The following is a 20,173-nucleotide window of genomic DNA, read 5'->3' as shown; positions in this document are numbered from 1 at the left end:
TATGCATTCTTTTTTGCGTGCTCACGGTGAGTGATTCCCGTGCAAGCTCTCTCTCCTTCTTTCTCTCCCCATCGAAAGGTGCACCTGTGCCCCTGCCCAAAATCGCGCGATACTCCTATGACTCCCGCACCGCCCTAGCCCTGAACGGCACCAACTGGAAACTGGACCCCGAACGGGCCGTCCTGCTTATCCACGACATGCAGCGCCACTACATTGATGCCTTCGAACCAGGTGGACAGGCATCGATCGCCACCGCCCGGATCATCGACCTGCTCGACATCGCACGCGAGCACGAAATCCCCGTCGTCTATACCGCCCAAGACCCGCACACCAACGATGACGAAGACACCGCGGACACCAACACCGAAGCCACCGGCGTAGAAGAGGCCGAGCAGGAAGAGGCCGAGCAAGAAGAAATCCCCGCTGTCGAAAACACAGACGAAGAAGAAACCAGCGAAGAAGAACTCGACAGCATCGGCCCCGTACTAGGTGGAACCCACGACGAAACACCACAATCCACCGACACCGCTGAGGAAGAACCCCCCCTCGAAACCTCCGAAGACGACGACACAGACGGCGCCAACATCCTTGCCCACCTTGCACCGGAAGAAAACGACACCGTCCTCACAAAATGGCAGTACGCAGACTTCCACGACTCCGAACTGCGTGAACGCATGCGCCAAGAAGGCCGTGACCAGCTCATCATCACCGGCATCTATGCCCACGTCAGCTGCCTAGCCACCGCCCTAGTCGCCTCCGCCGAAAAAATCCAACCCTTCTTCGTCGCCGACGCAATGGCCGACCACAGCCGCGAAGAACACGAAATGGCGGCACGCTCCGTTGCCAGCAGCTGCGGCCAAGTCGTCACCACCGCCGACATCCTCCACGCCCTCATGCCTCAGCCCGACGAAGAAGAAAACACCACCAACCACGAAGTAATCGGCTCAGTCCTATCAGATACCAAACCGCTCAGCGAACTCTTCGCCGACCTCGACGCCGCAGCATCGCTCACCCCAGACCTCGAACCAATCACCCTACCAGCGATCGAAACCGAAGACGCCAAAATCATCCCCTTCACCACAGCAACCGAACCCGCCCCCCAGGCCTAACCACCACAACAGCCACCCCACCCCCATACGCATCACGGTGTGCCTGCCACCACCGCAGGCACACCGACACGGCCGCAACCACCACCGGAAACAAACACATCCTTCTGCAGGAGGAGGAAACCACCTAACCACCTCCCTACGATCGAACAGTGACCCCCAGAGCACCCATCACCGACATCCTCCTGACTACAGGAGCAGCTCTGGTCACCGGGCTCTACACCACCGTGGCCATCCAAACCCCCACTTGGTACTCCATCACCTTCGCCCTCATCCACCTCGGTCTCACCACAACCCTGGCCACCCGCACCACCACACGGCGAAGCTCATTCATCGCCACATATGCCCTCCTGGCAGCAATGGCCACCCTCATGTGGCTGGCCCCCATCAACCTCGGAGTCAGCCCACTCATCCTCTGCGCGCCGTTATCCCTCTACAAAATCGCACGCCACGACCCGCCGGCCTGGAGCGCTACCGCACTCCTTTTAGGAATTGCTGGATCCTTCGTCAGCCCACTCGAATACCTACCCGGGGGAAACAACAAAGCAGCAGTACCTCTTCTCATCCTGTGCATGGTTGGCACCTATCTATGGGCAGCAGGACGCAGACGCACTGAACTGACCTACGCCACCGAACTGCGCCGCGCCGAAGAACAACACCGCCGCGACCTAGACCGCCGCGTACAACAAGCCCAAACTGACGAACGCGCCCGCATCGCCAGAGAAATCCACGACATCGTCGCCCACAGCCTCGCAGTAGTGAACGTCCAAGCCGCCACAGCATTGGCTATCGGCACCGAAAATCAGATGCGCCAATCCCTCACCACCATCAAAGACGCCAGCAAAGACGCCATCACCCAGATGCGTTCCCTAGTCAAAGTACTCAGAGAAAAACAAGACAGCGAAGTCTCCGGCGACCTACGCCGCCTCATCACACTCACCGAACAAGCCCAAACAACAGGTGTCAACCTCGAGCACAATCTCGACCCAGCAACACTGACCGACTGGCAAAACCGCTGGCCAGCAGCAGCACGACTGGCACTCATACGCGCCGTGCAAGAAGGCATCAGTAATGTCATCAAACACGGCGGGACAACCCCCCACGCGCACCTGAACATCACCGAAAAAAACAACACCTGCCACCTACATCTGACCAACGACACCATCAGCCAAGGCGACTCCAGCGGATTCGGCCTAGTTGGCCTAGCCGAACGAGTAGCACTACTGAACGGAACAATAAAAGCCGCCCCCAGCAGCGAAGGCTTCAACCTCCACATCACCATCCCCGTCACACACGAAAACACACCACTGGCTCACTCCCAGGAGCTCACATGAGCGAACCAATCCGCGTCGCCGTCGTCGACGACCAACCCCTACTCGTCTCAGCATTCTCAGCGCTCATCGACAACCAACCCGACATGCACATCGTCGGCACAGCAACCGATGGCGCTGCAGCAGTCACACTCCTCGAAACCACCACCGTCGACGTTGTTCTCATGGACATCCGAATGCCACACCTTGACGGCGTCGAAGCAACCCGCCGCATCCTGGCCCACACAACAGAACACGTCAATGTCCTCATCCTCACTACCTTCAACATCGACGAACTCGTTCTGGCCGCAATCAGCGCAGGCGCACGCGGCTTCCTCCTCAAAGACGCCGAACCCACCGAAGTCCTCGACGCCATCCGCGCCGTGCACCGAGGAGAAGCAGTCATCGCCACCCAAGCAACACCAGCCCTGCTCGCCGCCCTCCACACACCCACCAACATCCCAACCACCCCATCAAACAACGAACGGCACACCGCCATCGCCGCCCTCACTCCACGCGAAATCGACGTGCTGCGCCTCATCGCCCAGGGCCTAACCAACACCGAGATCGCCAGCGAGCTATTCATCGCCCACACCACCGTGAAAACACACGTAGGCAACCTTCTCCTCAAACTTAACGCCCGCGACCGCGTCGCCCTGGTCATCCTTGCCCACAGCGTTGGCCTGAGCGGATCACCAGGAACCGTACCGATCCGATAACTCCTCCCACAGCAGGAGCCCCCCACTCCTGACAACCATGCCGTAGCAGGAAGACCAGGTGACCTGAAGCAACGCACGCTTCAGGTATGACAGAAACCACCACCAACATCGCCTTCGGATGCCGAGGACTAACGAAAACCTTCGGCACCCACCGTGTCCTGGATGGACTAGACCTCACCGTCACCCCAGGACGCGTCTACGCACTACTGGGCCGCAATGGCGCCGGAAAATCAACAAGTCTGAAAATCATGCTGGGCCTGGCCACCCCCGACTGCGGGCAAACCTACCTGCTAGGGCGCCCCTTCACCCGCAGCGCCTTGGCACACGTAGGAGCAAGCATCGACGGCCCCGCCCTCTACAGGCACCTCAGCGCCAAAGACAACCTCCGTGTCCACGCCCACCTGACCGGAATCAACGACACCCGCATTGACGAAGTCCTCGCCCACGTTGGCCTAGCCGCCACAGGAGGAGCAAAAACACGAACCTTCTCCACCGGCATGAAAGCCCGCCTGGCACTAGCCATCGCCTTGCTTACAGACCCTCAGGTACTCATCCTTGATGAACCACAAAACGGACTCGACCCTGAAGGAATCATCGAACTACGCGACATGATCCGAGGACTAGCTGCACAAGGACGAACAATCCTGATCAGCTCTCACCAACTCGGTGAAGTAGTCCGCCTCGCCGACGACATCGGCGTACTAGCCCACGGGCGACTCCTCTACGAAGGCCCACTCAACGACTTCGCCCAAGGGGACCTCGAAGCCGCCTACCTCGCGGCAACCACCGGGAGCCACCGATGAACATCACCACCGCTGAGGCACCTACCCAACACGTCACCTTCCAACAAGCTATTCGCGCCGAATTGACTCGCGCCAAATCCAGCGCCTCATCACGGTTTGCGCTCGTCGGCGCCGCGATTGCTGTGCTGCAAGGAATGGGCTGGTGGTTTGTCGCTACCCGAGCCATCCCCGACTGGAACGGGCTTTTCGGATGGCAAAGCATGTATGCCACTGCTCTGATGGCACCTATCGTCGCTCTTCTCGCCGCGGTCACCGTTTCTCGAGAAGAAAAAGCACGTGAAGGCGGCACCTGGACCCGGCCTCTCACCGCGTCGATGGCGACCTGTTGTCGAGGCATCGTGCTTGCATGGCAGTCACTTCTCTTCCACGCGCCCTTGACTCTTCCACTACTGGTGATCGGCTGGGCTGGTGGGTTGAGCGATCCACCTGTGACCCGGATGGTCGCCCTGTGGTTGGTGTTCTGGGCGACGTCGCTGTTGCCATTGATGGTCGGGTTCGTTGTAGCTGGCGCCGTTGGGATAGTGCCGACTGTTGCCCTCATGATGGTCTGGCAAGTGACCGGTACGTTGAAGTCTGAGACAGCGATGTGGTGGGCGCAGCCATGGACATGGGGTGTCCACGCGGCTCAGCCTTTGCTTGGCATCCACGCCAACGGCATAGCCCTTGAAACGAACTCTCCTATACAGGGATGGAATCCCTGGTGGCCAGCTATCGCATCAATGACAGTGGCAGCAGCCGTGTTGTTCTTTTTTGCTCTTGCCTCCCGCAGCTGGATGCAGCGACGGCCAGGAGCGAAAGCACGATTGCGGCGGCATTCCCCCCACCGACACAACGTGCACGCGGCCGCAGCAGCTCCGCACACACCGGTGCAACATGGCCCGGTTATGACCAGCAAGGCTCACCGGGTCATATGGCAGGGGACAGGCATCGTGCCTTTGGCGGGACTAGCGCTGTTAATGCTCACCGCAGCAGGGTGGATCTGGTCGTCTAGCTTCGTTATCGGGGTAACTACATGGCTCGTTGTTCCATTCGGATGTTGCGTCGTGGGTTGCCTCATCGAGACCGCGGAGGAGCCAGGACGTCGCATCGCGATGCTGCGCGCGGATTGTGCCCACCAAGGGAAAGCGATGGCGCGGTTGGCGTTGATGCTGCTTGGATTGATTGTTGCGTGGGCGGGCGTGGTCATCATCGCTACAGGTGGTAGCGCTGTTACCGCTATCCGGGTGGTTGTGCTGCTTTGCACAGTTGGTGCGGCTGTTTTCTTTGTCAGTTCGTGGCTTGCTGCGCGGTTCAGCGTTGCAGCGGCGATTGGTGTGATTCTCGTTGTGGCTGTCATCAGTCTTGTCTTCGGTGGATCGGGTATCGCCCAGACGCCCCTGTGGGTGATTGGTGTGCTGGGGTGGCCGATCAATGCAACAACTGCGCTGTCGGTGGCTGTGACTTTCGCAGCGAGCTTGTGCCTTAGCGGTGTTGCCTACCGGGCTTGGGTTGCTGCTCTACGTCGCTCAATACGGTGAGTCCGCTGCCGTTAACCACCTACAGCTTGGCCGCAAAGCAACAGGGCTATTGCGGTGTGGTGGGTAACTCCCAGGCATGCCAGCGTTGCCTGGGAGTAGCTCCGTGCTGGGGGTCAATGCCGATGATGAACCCGCTTGCCATCAGGGTGGTTTCGTGGCAGGCAGCTAGGTCAAGCAAGGTACGCGCAACGATCTCTTTGTGCGCACGCCACCCGCCCCCATCCCAGTCGATAAGAGAAGAGTGTCCGTGTATTTGGCTGAAGGGCATTTGGTTTCCCTCCCAACTGGTAATGAGTTCCCTGCCAGCTTCGGCCCATAACGGCCCAGCAGTCAGGTCCACGCGGCCAGTGAGCATGACACCGGGCCGGAACAAGCAAGCAGAGTTATCACGAGCGGCCTGGTTTAAAAGGGCTGCAGCCTCAACGGCGGTCATGGGACATCCCAAGTCGGTACGCCAAAACCCTTCAGTGAGGCCAGCATGGGTGACGAGGATGTCTCGCCCTGCAGTAGGGATAGCAGCAGCGACCTTCAACAGTCCGCACGTCCACCAGTTGCGCAGAGCGTCTGCAGCCGCTGGGCAGATCCAGTCACGCCATTTAAAGACAGGTGGTCTCAGGTATTGGGCTTCGTGGTTGCCTGCTAGCTGTGTCCAACGTCCTGGGTTGGCTTCCATTAAACGGCCGACGAGAGCAATGATTTCTTCAGAGTCGGGGCCGCGGTGGATGAGGTCTCCCACTTGCACGATGCTTAAGTCAGTAGGGATGGTGGCGGTGCGCGGATCGACGCCAAGCCGGGTCAGTTCACTCAGGAGGGTGTCGAGGTGCCCTCCTACGTCTCCGATGACGACGTGGCGCATCGTCAGCTTCGTTCAGGTGAGGGGCGCCAGTCGTCCGTGTCAGACCAGGCAGCCACATTGGCCAGTCGGCGCTGTGCCACGATGATTTCGTGGACCACCTCGGCCAGAACGCTGCGATCGAACGGCGACATAGAGGACATGCGCATGGTGTTGGTGGGAGGTTTACCTGCCTGTACCTGCGCGATTTGGCTGCGTAACCGCACCCGTTGAAGCACCTCGAATCCTTCGGCAAGCAGGGTTCCCTGACCTGGTGCTAGCAAGAAAGATTCTTCGGCGGCGCGGAGCCGATCGGCGGTAGATAGTTCTGTAGATTGCATCGCCAAACCAAGCCAGCGGGCGAGGTTCACCAGTGGGCGCAGGGCATCTTTTTTGATGTCGAATGTTGCTTCTCGCCGGAAGACGGGGGCATGACGGCGGGCGTGCGGGCGCTGGCTGAGTGCATCACCCAAAAGCAGCCGCAGGGTAGCGGGGTGGCTGCGCAGCTGGTGCAGATCAAAACTGGCGGCAGCTGCGGCAACATCACCAAAGACGGCTCTGCTGTCCAGGAACAAAGAGATCATGATGGCACCTTGGTTTTCATGCGGTGAGGCCAGCCACGCTTTGGTGGCGCGTTGCCATGCGCTGGCGGTGCGCGACATGATGTCGCGGCGGGCGCTGACACCGTTGTCGTCGCCAGCGAAACCAGCCTGTTCAAGCAAAGATTCGACGTCAGCGAAAAGAGCCCGGTAGCGGCGTCTTGTGGTCAGGTCAGTGTCGTCGAGAAATACGACGGCGCTTTCCATGTCAGAAGACAGCGCAGTTTCGCGGCGACCGTTACTGCCTAGTGTGAGCCACGTGAACCCATCCATGGATAGGTCAGGGTGTTCTTCGAGGCATAGCTCTAGTGCGCGGCGCACAATCGCGTCCCCGAAACCGGAATGGACACGGATGACCTGGGCTCCAGCCAGGCCTTGGGAAAGCAGACCAGAGAGTACAGCTGGGGTTTGACGGGATCGTTGGATGAGTTCCTCGCGTGAGGCGGCCAGGCGCAGCTGCTCGTGCAGAGCGACGTCGGCGGTGGTGGGGCTGAGACTGAACTCGCGTAGTCCTACCACACCGCGTAGGTCTCCGAATTTATCGGTGACGATAGCGGCCTCAGTTTTGGCGGTGAGGATTTGAGTCAGCGACTCTCCAGCAGAGTCACCGATCTGCACAGTGGGGACGTCACGGGCCAGGGCTTCACCGGCAGTGGCAGTGACGGGTAGCCCTTCAGCTAAAACGCAGCGGCGGATCGATCCATCCGTGACTAGCCCGAAAGTGCCGTCGGCGCGGCGAACAACAACCCCAGGTTGGCGTCGTTGGGTTAGCTCGCGAGCAACCTCCACAAGCGGGACTGTGTCATCAACCACGGTGGGGGACTGGTCAATGAGGCTTCCAGTGGTGGCGAACCCGGGAAGCTGACGGGTTTTCTCCGCCAAAGTGAGGAGGTGGTTAGTGATGAACTGGGCCCCCTCAGAAGTGAGGAAGGCTTCGCTGGAGGCGTGGCGGGGAATGAAAGCGATGGTGGCTTTCGTCAGTGCACGAGCGCGAGGGCCGACGGTGCGGCCAGTAAGCATGGCAGAGAATCCGCAGAATCCGCCGGTGCGCAGAGTGTCATCGGGGTGGCCGTGCGCCTCGACTTCCTGCCAGATCCCCACCTTGCCTTTCATGACGAGATAAACACCAGTAGCTGGGTGGCGGAATCCGTCGAGGATGAGATCACCGGGTTGATAGGTGGTGATCTCGGCAGCCTCCGCCATCCGTGTGCGGTTCTCTAAAGGCAGGGCCGAGAATGGTGACACCTCGGCTAGGAGCGTTTTGAGATCGGCGACGGGTGTGTTTTCAGCGGCGGAGGCTGCCATGAGTTAGTTCCCTGCGTTGGTGTCAGGTTTCGTAGCGTTGTTGGTGGTGCCCGAAGCGAGCACGTCGGCGACGTCGGGGTTGGTGTCAGGGTACGTCAGGCCGGTGTCGGACCAGACAGCGGCGAGCCGTCCACCAGTGTTTTTCTCCACGGCCGGGCGCACGATACGCCATCCGAGCGCGATGATCAGCGCTAGTACTGGGATACCGATGATGACAACAACGAAGTCGGTTTTGTGCCAGAAGTCAGGGGAAGACTTCCAGCCCGAGATAGACATGCCGATGATCACAAACACCAGGAATGCCAAACCGAACCAGCTGGTCCACGGGTATCCGGGGGCTTGGAATGGTCCAGCAGGGATGACGCCCTTGTTCACGAGCTGACGCAGGCGCAGTTGGCAGGCGAAAATCGTTCCCCACACGAAAAGCTCACAGATGGCAGAGCATTCGAGGGCGATTTCGAAGGCATCGGGGGCCAACGCGTTCAATACAGCGCCCATGAGCAGTACGGCGCTGGTCAAAAGGATCCCGGCCCACGGCACACCGGCACGGCTCATGCGGGTGGTGAAGAACGGGGCTTGGCTGGCCATACCCATGCTGCGCAGCACCCGGCCGGTGGTGTAGAGGCCAGAGTTGAGACTGGACATGGCGGCGATGATGAGCACAGCCTGAATAGCCGAGCCCATCCAGTGGAAGCCCATCGTGTCAAAGATGGTCACGAAGGGGCTAGTTCCTGCGGTGTATTGGCTGGTGGGCAGCATTGATGCGAGCAGCAAGATGGAACCGCAGTAGAAAACAGCGATACGCATGATGACGGCGTTGACAGCCTTGGGGACTTCGCGTTCGGGGTTCTGCATCTCGCCAGCAGCGATACCGACCATTTCGATGGAGGCGTAAGCGAAGACAACACCGGACATCACCAAGATGGGGCCGTACCAGTTGTAGGGCGCTTCGGTGGGCCAGAAACCGCCAGGGTTGCTCCACAGGTTGCTGATGCCCGCCTGGTGGTCACCGATGCGCAGCTGGAAGAGCACCATCACCACACCAACGACGAGGAACAAGACGATGGCGGCGACCTTGAGTAAAGAAGCCCAGAACTCAAACTCACCAAAAGCCCGGGCTGAGAGCAAGTTGATGATGAGCACCACGGCGAGGCTGATGATGACAGTTAGCCAGGCAGGCACGTTCGGCCACCAGTGCTTGATGTACAAAGCCACGGCGGATAGCTCAGCAATACCGGTCAAGCACCAGTGCAGCCAATAAATCCAGCCAGTGATGAAGGCCCATTTTTCGCCGAAAAATTCCCGCATGTACGACACGAAGGCCCCAGAAGTGGCGCGATGCAGGACAAGCTCGCCCAGGGAACGCATGAGGAAGTAGGCAACGATGCCCACGAAGGCGTAGCTGAACAGCAGCGCTGGTCCGGTGCTGTGTAGGCGGGATGCGGATCCGAGGAAGAGGCCGGTGCCGATGGCGCCTCCGAGGGCGATCATCTGGACGTGACGGCGTCCGAGGGTCTGCTGGTATCCGATTTGTTCTGAGTGCAGACGATCTTGATGGCTGTGCGACATGCGACCTCCGAGTGAGGGGGGTTCGTGATGTGGCGCGGGATGCGCCTCAGTTCACTTCAATACACAAGTGATCCCTATGTGGACGAAATGATCCCTCATGGTGGCAATAGGTGGGCGGCCCAGGCATGCAGGGTGGGTGAACCCAAAGAGTCCGCGCAGGTTCTAGGCGGGGCTTTCGTGGCGAGTAGCTGGGTGGGATGCGCTGGCCGTTTTTGAGCGGCGACAGCGTCAGATAGGTATGTCGTTGGCGGCAGTTCCAACTCGGGGGAGTGGTGAGCAAAACAACAATCCACAAAAGTGGGATAAATCAAACACCACAAAATCAGCTGAGGAAAACCTGAATATCGTTGCCGAAAAACTGATGCGAGCCCACCCAACTCACACACCGCATTAAAAACACGTCAAGATCCATCAACCCCGCATCAACACCACCCCATCTCACCCACCGGCGCACGTCAACTAACACCGTGATTGATTACGCCGCCGCGGGCCTACTCGCCCTCGCACTCCTGGGATACCTGCTATATGCGCTCATCCGGCCGGAGCGATTCTCATGAACGACCTCACCAGCGCAGTGGCCACATTCGCGTGCGTGGCGTTCATCCTGGCTGCCACCCATATCCCCTTAGGCACCTACATAGCCCATGTCTTCACCACAGAACACCACCTAGGCATAGAACGGCTCTGCTATCGCATCGTGGGAGTAGACCCCACATCACAACAACGCTGGACCACCTACACCACCGCGCTCCTGTCCTTCTCTGCGGTGAGCATCCTCGCCCTGTGGGGACTCATCCTCGCCCAAGACACACTCCCGTTCGCCGACGGACGCCACCAAAGCATCGACGGAGCCCTCAACACCGCCATCTCCTTTGTCACCAACACAAACTGGCAAAGCTACAGCGGCGAAAACGGCGCCACCCACCTAGTCCAAATGCTCGGACTCACCGTCCAAAACTTCCTCTCCGCCGCAGTCGGACTAACCGTAGCCATCGCCCTCATCCGAGGCCTCACCCGCCACGACACCGACCGCATCGGCAACTTCTGGGTCGACCTCACCCGAAGCATCTTCCGCATCCTGCTACCCCTCACCGCCATCGCCGCGCTGCTCCTCCTAACCGGCGGAGTCATCCAAAATCTCACCGAACCCCACACCATCACCACCATCACCGGCACCCAACAAACCCTGCCCGCCGGACCAGTAGCTTCCCAAGAAGCCATCAAACTCCTCGGCACCAACGGCGGCGGATTTTTCAACGCCAACTCCGCCCACCCCTTCGAAAACCCAACCCCCACCACCAACCTCATCGAAATCGTCCTTATCCTGCTCATCCCATTCGCCCTACCCCGCACCTACGGAATCCTCGTCGCGGACCGCCGGCAAGGCCACGTCGTCCTAGCCCTCATGGCCACCCTGGCCACCCTGACCTGGGTAGCAGCCCTCACCGCCGAACTCACCCTGGCCGCCACCTCACAAGGAGCGCTCGCAGGCAAAGAACTACGCTTCGGAGTTGCCGGATCAGTGCTGTTCTCCGCAGCCACCACAGGCACCTCCACCGGCGCCGTCAACTCCATGCACGACTCCGCCAGCCCACTGGCTGGAGGCACCTACATGCTCAACATGCTGCTGGGCGAAATCAGCCCCGGCGGCGTCGGCACCGGCCTCTACAGCGCCCTCATCCTCGTCATCATCACCGTTTTCCTCGCCGGTCTCATGGTCGGACGCACCCCCGAACTACTCGGCAAACAGATCAGCCGCCGCGAAATCACCTGCGCTGCCCTCTTCATCCTCGTCATGCCCGCCCTGGTCCTCACCGGCACCGCCACCGCCGCACTCCTGCCCCAAGCCCTGACCAGCCTGACCAACACTGGACCCCACGGGCTCAGCGAAATCATGTACGCCTACACCTCCGCCGCCAACAACAACGGCAGCGCCTTCGCCGGACTCAACGCCGACACCCCCTGGTACAACCTCACCCTCGCCCTGACCATGCTCATCGGCAGATTCCTTCCCATCGTGCTCGTCCTGGCCCTAGCCGGAGCCCTAGCAGCCCAACCCCGCCGCGCCATCACCGCCGGAACCATGCCCACCCACACACCCCTATTCGCCGGGCTCCTCCTGGCCACCGCAATCATCGTCGCCGGCCTGACCTTCTTCCCAGCCCTGGCACTCGGTCCCATCGCAGAGGCCACGCTATGACCGCCGCCTACCCCACCCCAACACCATCACCCCACAACGGAGACACCGTGACCACCACACCCTCCCTCGGGCGCATCGCCTGCAACAGCCTGCCCCAAGCACTAGCCAAGCTTGACCCCCGCTACACCATCAAAACCCCCGTCCTGTTCGCCGTATGGGTCGGATCAGTGCTGACCACTATCTTCACCGCCATCGACCCAAACACCTTCTCCATCTGCATCACATCCTGGCTGTGGGCCACCCTCATCTTCGCCAACCTCGCCGAAGCAATCGCCGAAGGCCGCGGAAAAGCCCAAGCAGCCAGCCTGCGCGCCACCAAAACCACCACCACCGCCCTGCTACTCAACCCCGACGGAACCACCACACCAACGCCCTCAACCACACTCACCATCGGTGACCACGTCATCGTCGAACCCGGCCCCCACAGCATCATCCCCGCCGACGGCGACATCATCGAAGGAGTCGCCACAGTCGATGAATCCGCCATCACCGGTGAATCCGCCCCCGTCATCCGCGAATCAGGCGGCGACAGATGCGCCGTCACCGGCGGAACCACCGTCCTATCAGACCGGATCATCGTCCGCGTCACCAGCAAACCCGGCGAAAGCTTCATCGACCGCATGATCGCCCTGGTCGAAGGTGCCCAACGACAAAAAACCCCCAACGAAAACGCCCTGGGAATCCTGCTCACCACCCTGACAGTGATCTTCCTGCTCGCCGTCACCGCCCTGGCACCCTTGGCCGCCTACTCCGGCCTCACCGTCTCAGTCATCACCCTGATCGCCCTGCTCGTCTGCCTCATCCCCACTACCATCGGGGCCCTACTATCGGCCATCGGCATCGCCGGGATGGACCGACTCGTCCAACGCAACGTCCTGGCCACCTCCGGCCGCGCCGTCGAAGCAGCAGGCGATGTCAGCACCCTGCTCCTGGACAAAACCGGAACCATCACCTTCGGAAACCGCCGCGCCGTAGAAATCCTGCCCGCCACCGCAGTCAGCGACGAAGACGTCCGCGCTGCCGCGCTGCTGTCCTCACTAGCCGACGAAACCCCCGAAGGCCGCTCCATCATCGACCTCATCAACAGTCACACCACCAACACCACCGACACCGCCACCCAAAGCCGCACAAACGCCACCAACAACGGCGCCGAATTCATCCCATTCACCGCACAAACCCGCATGTCAGGAGTGCAATTCCCCGACGGGCGCGCCGTCTACAAAGGCGCCGCCACCGCAATCACCGCCTGGGTACGCGCCACCGCAGACACCATCCCCGACAACCTCGAAACCACCGTGAACAACATCTCCGCCGCCGGAGGAACCCCCCTAGTCATCGCTACCCAAAACCCACACAACAACACCCCCCACCGCCGCATCCTCGGCGTCATCCACCTCAAAGACATCGTCAAACCCGGCATGCGCGAACGATTCGAACAACTACGCCGCATGGGAATCCGCACCGTCATGATCACCGGCGACAACCACCTCACCGCCCAAGCCATCGCCAAAGAAGCAGGCGTCGACGACTTCCTCGCCGAAGCAACCCCCGAAGACAAACTCGCCCTCATCACCAAAGAACAACACGCAGGACAACTCGTAGCCATGACCGGCGACGGCACCAACGACGCCCCCGCCCTCGCCCAAGCAGACGTCGGCGTCGCCATGAACACCGGTACCTCCGCCGCCAAAGAAGCCGGAAACATGGTCGACCTCGACTCCGACCCAACCAAACTCATCGACATCGTCAGCATCGGCAAACAACTACTTATCACCCGCGGCGCCCTGACCACCTTCTCCATCGCCAACGACGTCGCCAAATACTTCGCGATCATCCCCGCCATGTTCACCAGCGTCTACCCCGGCCTAGCCGTGCTGGACATCATGCACCTACACAGCGCACACACCGCCATGCTCTCCGCCGTCATCTTCAACGCCCTCATCATCGTCGCCCTCATCCCACTAGCCCTCAAAGGCGTCACCTACCACGCCCTCAACGCCCAAGCCCTCCTACGCCGCAACATCACCCTCTACGGCATCGGCGGAATCATCACCCCATTCATCGGCATCAAACTCATCGACCTACTCGTCTCCCACCTACCCGGATTGGCTTGACATGCACACACTCACCCGACAAACCACCGCCGCCATCAAAGCCCTCACCCTGCTCACCCTCACCCTCGGCCTAGCCTGGCCACTGACATTCACCGGCCTAGCCCACCTCATCGCTCCCACCCAAGCCAACGGCTCCCCCATCCACGACACCCACGGAAAAACCATCGGATCAACCCTGCTAGGCCAACCCACCAGCGGCCCCGAATGGTTCACCCCTCGCCCCTCAACCTCCAACTACGCCGGAAATACCTCCGGCTCCGACAACCTCAGCCCCACCAGCACCACCCACCTAAACATCATCAACCACCGCCGCACCGCCCTCACCACCGCCAACCCCCACGCCACCACACCCATCCCCGCCGACGCCCTCACCACCAGCGGCTCCGGCCTAGACCCCCACATCAGCCCCGAATACGCACACTGGCAAGCACCCCGAATCGCCCAAACCCGCGGCATCCCCCTCGCCGACATCCACACACTCATCAACCACCACACCCAAGGACGCACCCTCGGATTCCTCGGCCAACCCCGCGTCAACGTCACCGAACTCAACGCCGACCTCGCCCACACCCACCACTAAAAACACACCCAACACTCATGCACAACACACCCCCACCACAGCCCACCACGGGCGACAATGAACCCGTGCGCAAAGGACGATTACGGATCTACCTCGGCGCCGCCCCCGGAGTCGGCAAAACCGTCGACATGCTCAGCGAAGGCCACCGACGAGCCGAACGCGGCACCGACGTCGTCATCGGAATCGTCGAAACACACGACCGCAGCTACACCACCAAAATGCTGCACGGACTAGAAACAATCCCCCGCATCACCCGCACCCACCGCGGCACCACCCTCACCGACCTCGACGTCGACGCCGTCCTACGCCGCCACCCCGACGTCGTCCTCATCGACGAACTCGCCCACACCTGCATCCCCGGATCCCCACACCGCCGCCGCTACGAAGACATCGAAACCCTCCTCCAAGCCGGCATCGACGTTATCTCCACCGTCAACATCCAACACCTCGAATCCCTCAACGACGCCGTCCTAGCCATCACCGGCGTACGCCAACAAGAAACCGTCCCCGACCACGTCGTCCGCGGCGCCGACCAAATCGAACTGGTCGACATGTCACCCGAATCCCTCCGCCGCCGCCTCGCCCACGGCAACGTCTACCGCCCCGAACGCGTCGACGCCGCCCTCGCCAGCTACTTCCGCCCCGGCAACCTCGCCGCCCTGCGCGAACTAGCCCTCCTATGGCTGGCCGACCGCGTCGATGAAACCCTCCAGAAATACCGCGCCAACCGCGGCATCAACGCCCCCTGGCCAGCACGAGAACGCATCGTCGTCGGCCTCACCGGCGGCCCCGAAGGCGAACAACTCCTCCGCCGCGCCACCCGCATCGCCTCCCGCGGCGCCGGCAGCGAAGTCCACGCCGTCTACGTCACCACCAGCGACGGCCTCACCAGTGCCGACTTCGCATCCGTCGCAGCACAACAACGCCTCACCGCCGACCTCGGCGCCACCTTCCACACCGTCAGCGGCGACGACATCGCCACCGCCCTGCTCGACTTCGCACGCAGCGTCAACGCCAGCCAAATCGTCATCGGAACAAGCCGACGCTCCCGCCTGAGCCGACTCTTCGACCCCGGCGTCGGCGAAACAGTCGTCACCCACGCCGACGAAATCGACATCCACATGGTCAACCACGACCACGCCCACACCAGCGGCACCTACCTACCCACCCGCACAACCCTGAGCCGAACCCGCCGCATCACCGGATTCACCATCGGCACCGCAGGAATAGCCCTGCTCACCACCCTCCTCACCGCAACCCGCAACCACCACGACCTCCCCCTGGACGTCCTGCTCTACCTCGCCCTAACCGTCCTATCAGCCCTCATCGGCGGACTCGGCCCTGCCCTCTTCACCGCCATCGTCGGATCCCTCACCCTCAACTGGTTCTTCGCCCGCCCCATCCACACCTTCACCATCGCCGACCCACAAAACGTCGTCGCACTCATCGTTTTCGTCCTCGTCGCTGCCGCCGTCTCCTCCGCCGTGCACCTCAGCGCCCGCCGCGCCAGCCAAGCCCGCGCCGCCGAACGCGAAGCCGCCTCACTCACCCGCACATCCCACGCCATGCTCGCCGCACCCGACCCCCTGGACTTCCTCGTCCACGAATGCCTCGACATGTTCGACATGCACGCCGCCGCCATCATCCGCCACACCCCAGAAACCACCACCCCCACCACTCTCGCCGCGACAAGCAACTACAACCCCACCCACCTTCACGACGCTGCCGTCCGCGAAAAAATCGACGAAAACACCGAACTCATCCTCATCGGGCCCGTCCTAGCAAGCGCCGACCAATCACTCGTCTCCGCATACGCATCCCATGCCTACGCCGTCCTGACCCGCCGCGCACTCCAAGCCGAAGCCGCCACCGCAGCCTCCCTAGCCAGCGACAATCGCGCCCGCACCGCCCTACTCTCAGCCGTCTCCCACGACCTACGCACCCCACTAGCCGCAGTGAAAGCAGCAGTCAGCAGCCTGCGCTCCACCGACGTCCAATTCACCCCTGAAGACCAAGCCGAACTCCTCGCCGCCATCGAAGACTCCGCAGACCGCCTCAACACCCTCGTCGGTAACCTCCTGGACGCCTCCCGGCTCCACACCGGCGTCGTCAAACCCCGCTGCCGCGCCCTCGACATCACCGAAGAAGCCCGCACCTGCGCCGCCGCAATTAGCGAACCCCACCGCATCCGCATCCACACCACCGGCCCCACCCCCGGATGGGCCGATCCCGGACTCCTCGATCGCTGCCTAGCCAACCTCCTCGAAAACGCTCTGCACTACTCCCCACCAGAGCATGACGTCACCATCGATATCGGCGTCATCGCACAACGAACCCAAATCCGCGTCGTCGACACCGGTCCCGGTGTACCCACCGAAGACCTCGAACGCATCTTCGCCCCCTTCCAACGCCGCGGCGACGCCCCCTCCGGAGACGGAGTCGGACTCGGCCTAGCCGTAGCCCGCGGCCTCGCCGAAACCATGGGAGCAACCATCACCGCTGACGAAACCCCCGGCGGCGGACTCACCATGACCATCGACCTACCCACCACCCCGCCACCACCAGCTGCGACAGGCTCACAACCATGACCCCACCAGCGAACACCCCACGCATCCTCGTCGTCGACGACGAACCCGCCATCGCCCGCACCCTACGCATCAACCTCAACGCCCGCGGCTACCACGTCATCATCGCCGCGGACGGCAGAACCGCCCTCAGCGCCGCCGAAGAAGAAACCCCCGACCTCATCGTCCTCGACCTAGGACTGCCCGACATCGACGGTGTAGACATACTGCGCCGCCTACGCGAAAACAGCTCAGTCCCCGTTGTCGTGCTCTCCGCCCGACACGAAGCCGACGACAAAGTCGAAGCACTCGACCTCGGCGCCGACGACTACGTCACCAAACCCTTCGGCATGGACGAATTCATGGCCCGCATCCGCGCAGCCATGCGCCGCAGCGCAAACGACACCGACGACCCCACCCCACCGGTACACACCCCCCACTTCACCCTCGACCTCCAAGAACGCCGCGCCACCCTCACCGACGGCACCTGCATCCACCTCACCCCCACCGAATGGCGTCTCCTGACCGCACTCGCACGCCACCGCGGCCGGCTCGTACCCCACGCCGACCTCCTCCACGAAGTATGGGGACCTAAATACAGCCGCGAATCAAACTACCTGCGCGTCTACGCCAACCAGCTACGACGCAAACTCGAACCCAACCCCAGCCAGCCGCGCTACCTCATCACCGAACCAGGCCTGGGCTATCGACTCGACGCATAGCCACCAATATCTCCTATCCTCATCTCAATTACTCATTTTTAGGTCTCTAGCCCGCACCTGGGAATTCCCACCGTAAATGGAATAACACGCAAAAAACCTGTTTCTGAATTCCTGTAAATGAACCACGCTGCTCCGGCATTTTCTCTTGTTATTGCTATGCGCGAGAGTCATAGTCGTTGCATGACCACCACTTCCGCCGCTGTCAAAGACGCCACCGGCACCCCAATGAATCACGCCGAGGTCGAAAAACTCCGAGCTCATCCCGCATGGATCAGCATCCGTGAGGCCGCAACCAGCATCCAGGCCCTGCAAAACCCCGACGGATCCATCACAGAAGTCACCGAACACGCAAAAGCACGCGAACTCATCACCCAAATCACTCAAGGCATCGAAGAACTAGCACCCCTACTGCCCCACGACGCCGACTACCTCACCGCAGTCAGCAGCGACCTACACGCATGGGCCAACAACGGATTCACTATCCCCGACTTCCTCGACTCACTCGTCGCGTTCCGCCCAGAACAGCACCGAGTTGACGGGCTCGTACACCTCGTCCTATTCCCGATGTACACCCAAAACGGCAGCAGCGAACGTCACCTTGAAGCAGTACTAATCCAAGTGATCTGGCCCGACTTTGTCGCTTCCCTCGAAGCAGGCGACTACGCAAACGCAGCTTTTGTCCCTATCCGTTTCATTGACTTCACTGCCGGATACGACACCAACTCAGCAGTGCTATTCCCCGAAACCGTCGCAGTACGAGCCATCCCCCAATTCACCTGGGGTGGAATATTCGCTGACCGGGAAGCCGCACGATTCCGCAAAGTCCTCGCTGCCGCATGCGAAATCACATCACTGGAACCACCCGAAGAAGCACGCGCATTCCTCAACGATCAACGCCTCACTGAAGAAACATTCGTCATGTGGGATCTCATCCACGACCGCACCCACATGCGCGGTGACCTACCGTTCGACCCATTCATGATCAAACAACGAATGCCCTACTTCCTCTACTCGCTGGAAGAACTCAGATGCGATCTGACCGCCTTCCGGGAGGCACTACGCATCGAACGCATCATCGCCGCTTCCCCAGACGTCTCCGATGAACAACGTTCCTTGGCACGGCACGCGCGACTAGTCCAATACGCAGTGATCTTCGACCGCATCTTCCGCTTCACTGTCACCGGGGGACGAAACCGCAACTACGACGGCCTCGGTGGACAACTGCTGTTTGCGTGGCTCCACCGCAAAGGCGTTCTGCACTGGACCGACACACAACTCTCCTTCGACTGGGACAGCGTCCCCGACATGGTCAACGAACTAGGCGATGCGGTCAACGACCTGTACTGGCAGTCCATCGACCGTCCCAAAGTGAACCACTGGTTTGCTGCCTACGATCTCGTCGCCTCTGTGCTTGAACCCCACGTAGCCAGCAAATGGGCTACACGAGACTTGCCCCTAAACGGCACACCCCGCGAACTCACCGACGCCGTACTCGATGACGAATTCCCCCTGTCCATGTTCTTCGAGGCGTACGAAAAAAAGGTCCGCGATGTGATCGCCTCGACCAAAGGCATCACAGGAGAAGCAGCATGAGAGTCGTTGTTACCGGAGCAGCCGGGCCGCTGGGTCGCGCGACCTGCGCTGCCCTGATCCATGCAGGTCACGACGTCGTTGCTGTTCACCACAGTGCAGTGGAGCTAGAGCAGGGACTACAAACCCATGTCTGTGATCTCACCGACCCGAACGCCACCCATAAACTCGCCGAATCCGTCACTGCTGATGGTCCCGTGGACGCGCTTTTTCACCTCATCGGAGGGTGGCGCGGTGGCAAAGGACTAGCCGGACAAACCGATGAGGACTACCGCTTCCTCGAATCCAGGATTGTCACCACACTGCGTAACTCGACTCGTGCTTTCCTGCCAGCGCTGCTCAACGCAGCTGCACCTCGAGTCGCCATCGTGTCCACTACCGGCCTGGAGCGCTGTACCGCCGGGAACGCGAACTATCTAGCCGCCAAAGCAGCAGCCGAGACGTGGCTTGCCTGCGTGGGGCACGCTCTGCGCGAGAAGCAAGGCGTAGCCCATGTTGAGCGAGTCATGGCCCTAGTGACTGAAGCAGACCGCGCAGCCAACCCCGGTAAGGACTACTCGCGGTACAGCGATGTCACGGATGTGGCGCAACGTCTTCTGACACTTCTGAGCCACACACCTACTACTCACGAGGAACAGTGAGG

General features: G+C 61.1%; 16 protein-coding genes. 13 read left to right on the top strand and 3 right to left on the bottom strand.

Annotation, left to right across the window (positions count from 1 at the left end):
* Nucleotides 1-86: 86 nt before the first annotated feature.
* From AC2T9U_RS09705 to AC2T9U_RS09685, 5 genes are all read left to right on the top strand, one after another.
* The gene (locus AC2T9U_RS09705; RefSeq protein WP_493695949.1) at nt 87-1,109 is read left to right on the top strand and encodes an isochorismatase family protein; all 1,023 of its coding nucleotides are present in this window, start codon (nt 87-89) and stop codon (nt 1,107-1,109) included.
* Between the two features lie 149 nt (nt 1,110-1,258).
* Nucleotides 1,259-2,440 (top strand): sensor histidine kinase, encoded by a 1,182-nt coding sequence (locus AC2T9U_RS09700; RefSeq protein WP_493695948.1) that lies wholly within the window; start codon nt 1,259-1,261, stop codon nt 2,438-2,440.
* The gene (locus AC2T9U_RS09695; protein WP_493695947.1) at nt 2,437-3,135 is read left to right on the top strand and encodes a response regulator; all 699 of its coding nucleotides are present in this window, start codon (nt 2,437-2,439) and stop codon (nt 3,133-3,135) included. The genes AC2T9U_RS09700 and AC2T9U_RS09695 overlap by 4 nt, the downstream gene beginning before the upstream one ends.
* 86 nt (nt 3,136-3,221) lie before the next feature.
* On the top strand, nt 3,222-3,938 hold the full coding sequence (locus AC2T9U_RS09690; RefSeq protein ID WP_208302919.1) for an ATP-binding cassette domain-containing protein: 717 nt from the start codon (nt 3,222-3,224) through the stop codon (nt 3,936-3,938).
* The gene (locus AC2T9U_RS09685) at nt 3,935-5,455 is read left to right on the top strand and encodes an ABC-2 family transporter permease (protein ID WP_493695946.1); all 1,521 of its coding nucleotides are present in this window, start codon (nt 3,935-3,937) and stop codon (nt 5,453-5,455) included. Before AC2T9U_RS09690 ends, AC2T9U_RS09685 begins: the two co-directional genes overlap by 4 nt.
* A gap of 46 nt (nt 5,456-5,501) precedes the next feature.
* On the opposite strand, the gene AC2T9U_RS09680 is transcribed toward AC2T9U_RS09685, so the two are convergent.
* The 3 genes from AC2T9U_RS09680 to AC2T9U_RS09670 are packed head-to-tail and all read right to left on the bottom strand — an operon-like array spanning nt 5,502 to nt 9,760.
* Nucleotides 5,502-6,311 (bottom strand): metallophosphoesterase, encoded by an 810-nt coding sequence (locus AC2T9U_RS09680; protein ID WP_493695945.1) that lies wholly within the window; start codon nt 6,309-6,311, stop codon nt 5,502-5,504.
* A gap of 2 nt (nt 6,312-6,313) precedes the next feature.
* Entirely contained in the window at nt 6,314-8,191 is a 1,878-nt protein-coding gene (locus tag AC2T9U_RS09675; protein WP_493695944.1) for a putative nucleotidyltransferase substrate binding domain-containing protein, read from the bottom strand.
* Between the two features lie 3 nt (nt 8,192-8,194).
* The gene (locus AC2T9U_RS09670) at nt 8,195-9,760 is read right to left on the bottom strand and encodes an amino acid permease (protein ID WP_208302923.1); all 1,566 of its coding nucleotides are present in this window, start codon (nt 9,758-9,760) and stop codon (nt 8,195-8,197) included.
* A gap of 467 nt (nt 9,761-10,227) precedes the next feature.
* Between AC2T9U_RS09670 and kdpF the strand changes: the two genes are divergently transcribed.
* The 8 genes from kdpF (at nt 10,228) to AC2T9U_RS09630 (ending at nt 20,171) form a co-directional block, all read left to right on the top strand.
* Entirely contained in the window at nt 10,228-10,317 is a 90-nt protein-coding gene (gene kdpF, locus AC2T9U_RS09665; protein ID WP_115029224.1) for a K(+)-transporting ATPase subunit F, read from the top strand.
* On the top strand, nt 10,314-11,960 hold the full coding sequence (gene kdpA, locus AC2T9U_RS09660) for a potassium-transporting ATPase subunit KdpA (protein WP_493695943.1): 1,647 nt from the start codon (nt 10,314-10,316) through the stop codon (nt 11,958-11,960). The genes kdpF and kdpA overlap by 4 nt, the downstream gene beginning before the upstream one ends.
* Nucleotides 11,957-14,074 (top strand): potassium-transporting ATPase subunit KdpB, encoded by a 2,118-nt coding sequence (gene kdpB, locus AC2T9U_RS09655; RefSeq protein ID WP_493695942.1) that lies wholly within the window; start codon nt 11,957-11,959, stop codon nt 14,072-14,074. The genes kdpA and kdpB overlap by 4 nt, the downstream gene beginning before the upstream one ends.
* Before the next feature lies 1 nt (nt 14,075).
* Nucleotides 14,076-14,654 (top strand): potassium-transporting ATPase subunit KdpC, encoded by a 579-nt coding sequence (gene kdpC, locus AC2T9U_RS09650; RefSeq protein WP_493695941.1) that lies wholly within the window; start codon nt 14,076-14,078, stop codon nt 14,652-14,654.
* 65 nt (nt 14,655-14,719) lie between these two features.
* Entirely contained in the window at nt 14,720-17,242 is a 2,523-nt protein-coding gene (locus tag AC2T9U_RS09645) for an ATP-binding protein (RefSeq protein ID WP_493695940.1), read from the top strand.
* A complete protein-coding gene (locus AC2T9U_RS09640; RefSeq protein WP_115029233.1) occupies nt 17,239-17,940 on the top strand; it encodes a response regulator transcription factor in 702 nt (233 codons plus the stop codon). The genes AC2T9U_RS09645 and AC2T9U_RS09640 overlap by 4 nt, the downstream gene beginning before the upstream one ends.
* 180 nt (nt 17,941-18,120) lie before the next feature.
* Nucleotides 18,121-19,533 carry a DUF6421 family protein gene (locus tag AC2T9U_RS09635; RefSeq protein ID WP_493695939.1) on the top strand — a complete coding sequence of 471 codons (1,413 nt, stop codon included), beginning with the start codon at nt 18,121-18,123 and terminating at the stop codon, nt 19,531-19,533.
* Nucleotides 19,530-20,171: an SDR family NAD(P)-dependent oxidoreductase gene (locus AC2T9U_RS09630; RefSeq protein ID WP_493695938.1), complete on the top strand. Its 642-nt coding sequence runs from the start codon at nt 19,530-19,532 to the stop codon at nt 20,169-20,171. Before AC2T9U_RS09635 ends, AC2T9U_RS09630 begins: the two co-directional genes overlap by 4 nt.
* Nucleotides 20,172-20,173 lie beyond the last annotated feature (2 nt).

Source organism: Dermatophilus sp. B7861-1, from assembly GCF_058996045.1.
The sequence above is the reverse complement of the archived record's forward strand: the minus strand, read 5'-3'. Positions and strand labels throughout refer to the sequence as shown.

Excerpts from the sequence above, each read along its gene's own strand:
- AC2T9U_RS09695 (WP_493695947.1), top strand. The coding sequence starts at position 2,437 with ATGAGCGAACCAATCCGCGTCGCCGTCGTCGACGACCAACCCCTACTC.
- AC2T9U_RS09690 (WP_208302919.1), top strand. The coding sequence starts at position 3,222 with ATGACAGAAACCACCACCAACATCGCCTTCGGATGCCGAGGACTAACG.
- AC2T9U_RS09685 (WP_493695946.1), top strand. The coding sequence starts at position 3,935 with ATGAACATCACCACCGCTGAGGCACCTACCCAACACGTCACCTTCCAA.
- AC2T9U_RS09680 (WP_493695945.1), bottom strand. The coding sequence starts at position 6,311 with ATGCGCCACGTCGTCATCGGAGACGTAGGAGGGCACCTCGACACCCTC.
- AC2T9U_RS09675 (WP_493695944.1), bottom strand. The coding sequence starts at position 8,191 with ATGGCAGCCTCCGCCGCTGAAAACACACCCGTCGCCGATCTCAAAACG.
- AC2T9U_RS09670 (WP_208302923.1), bottom strand. The coding sequence starts at position 9,760 with ATGTCGCACAGCCATCAAGATCGTCTGCACTCAGAACAAATCGGATAC.
- kdpA (WP_493695943.1), top strand. The coding sequence starts at position 10,314 with ATGAACGACCTCACCAGCGCAGTGGCCACATTCGCGTGCGTGGCGTTC.
- kdpB (WP_493695942.1), top strand. The coding sequence starts at position 11,957 with ATGACCGCCGCCTACCCCACCCCAACACCATCACCCCACAACGGAGAC.
- kdpC (WP_493695941.1), top strand. The coding sequence starts at position 14,076 with ATGCACACACTCACCCGACAAACCACCGCCGCCATCAAAGCCCTCACC.
- AC2T9U_RS09640 (WP_115029233.1), top strand. The coding sequence starts at position 17,239 with ATGACCCCACCAGCGAACACCCCACGCATCCTCGTCGTCGACGACGAA.
- AC2T9U_RS09635 (WP_493695939.1), top strand. The coding sequence starts at position 18,121 with ATGACCACCACTTCCGCCGCTGTCAAAGACGCCACCGGCACCCCAATG.
- AC2T9U_RS09630 (WP_493695938.1), top strand. The coding sequence starts at position 19,530 with ATGAGAGTCGTTGTTACCGGAGCAGCCGGGCCGCTGGGTCGCGCGACC.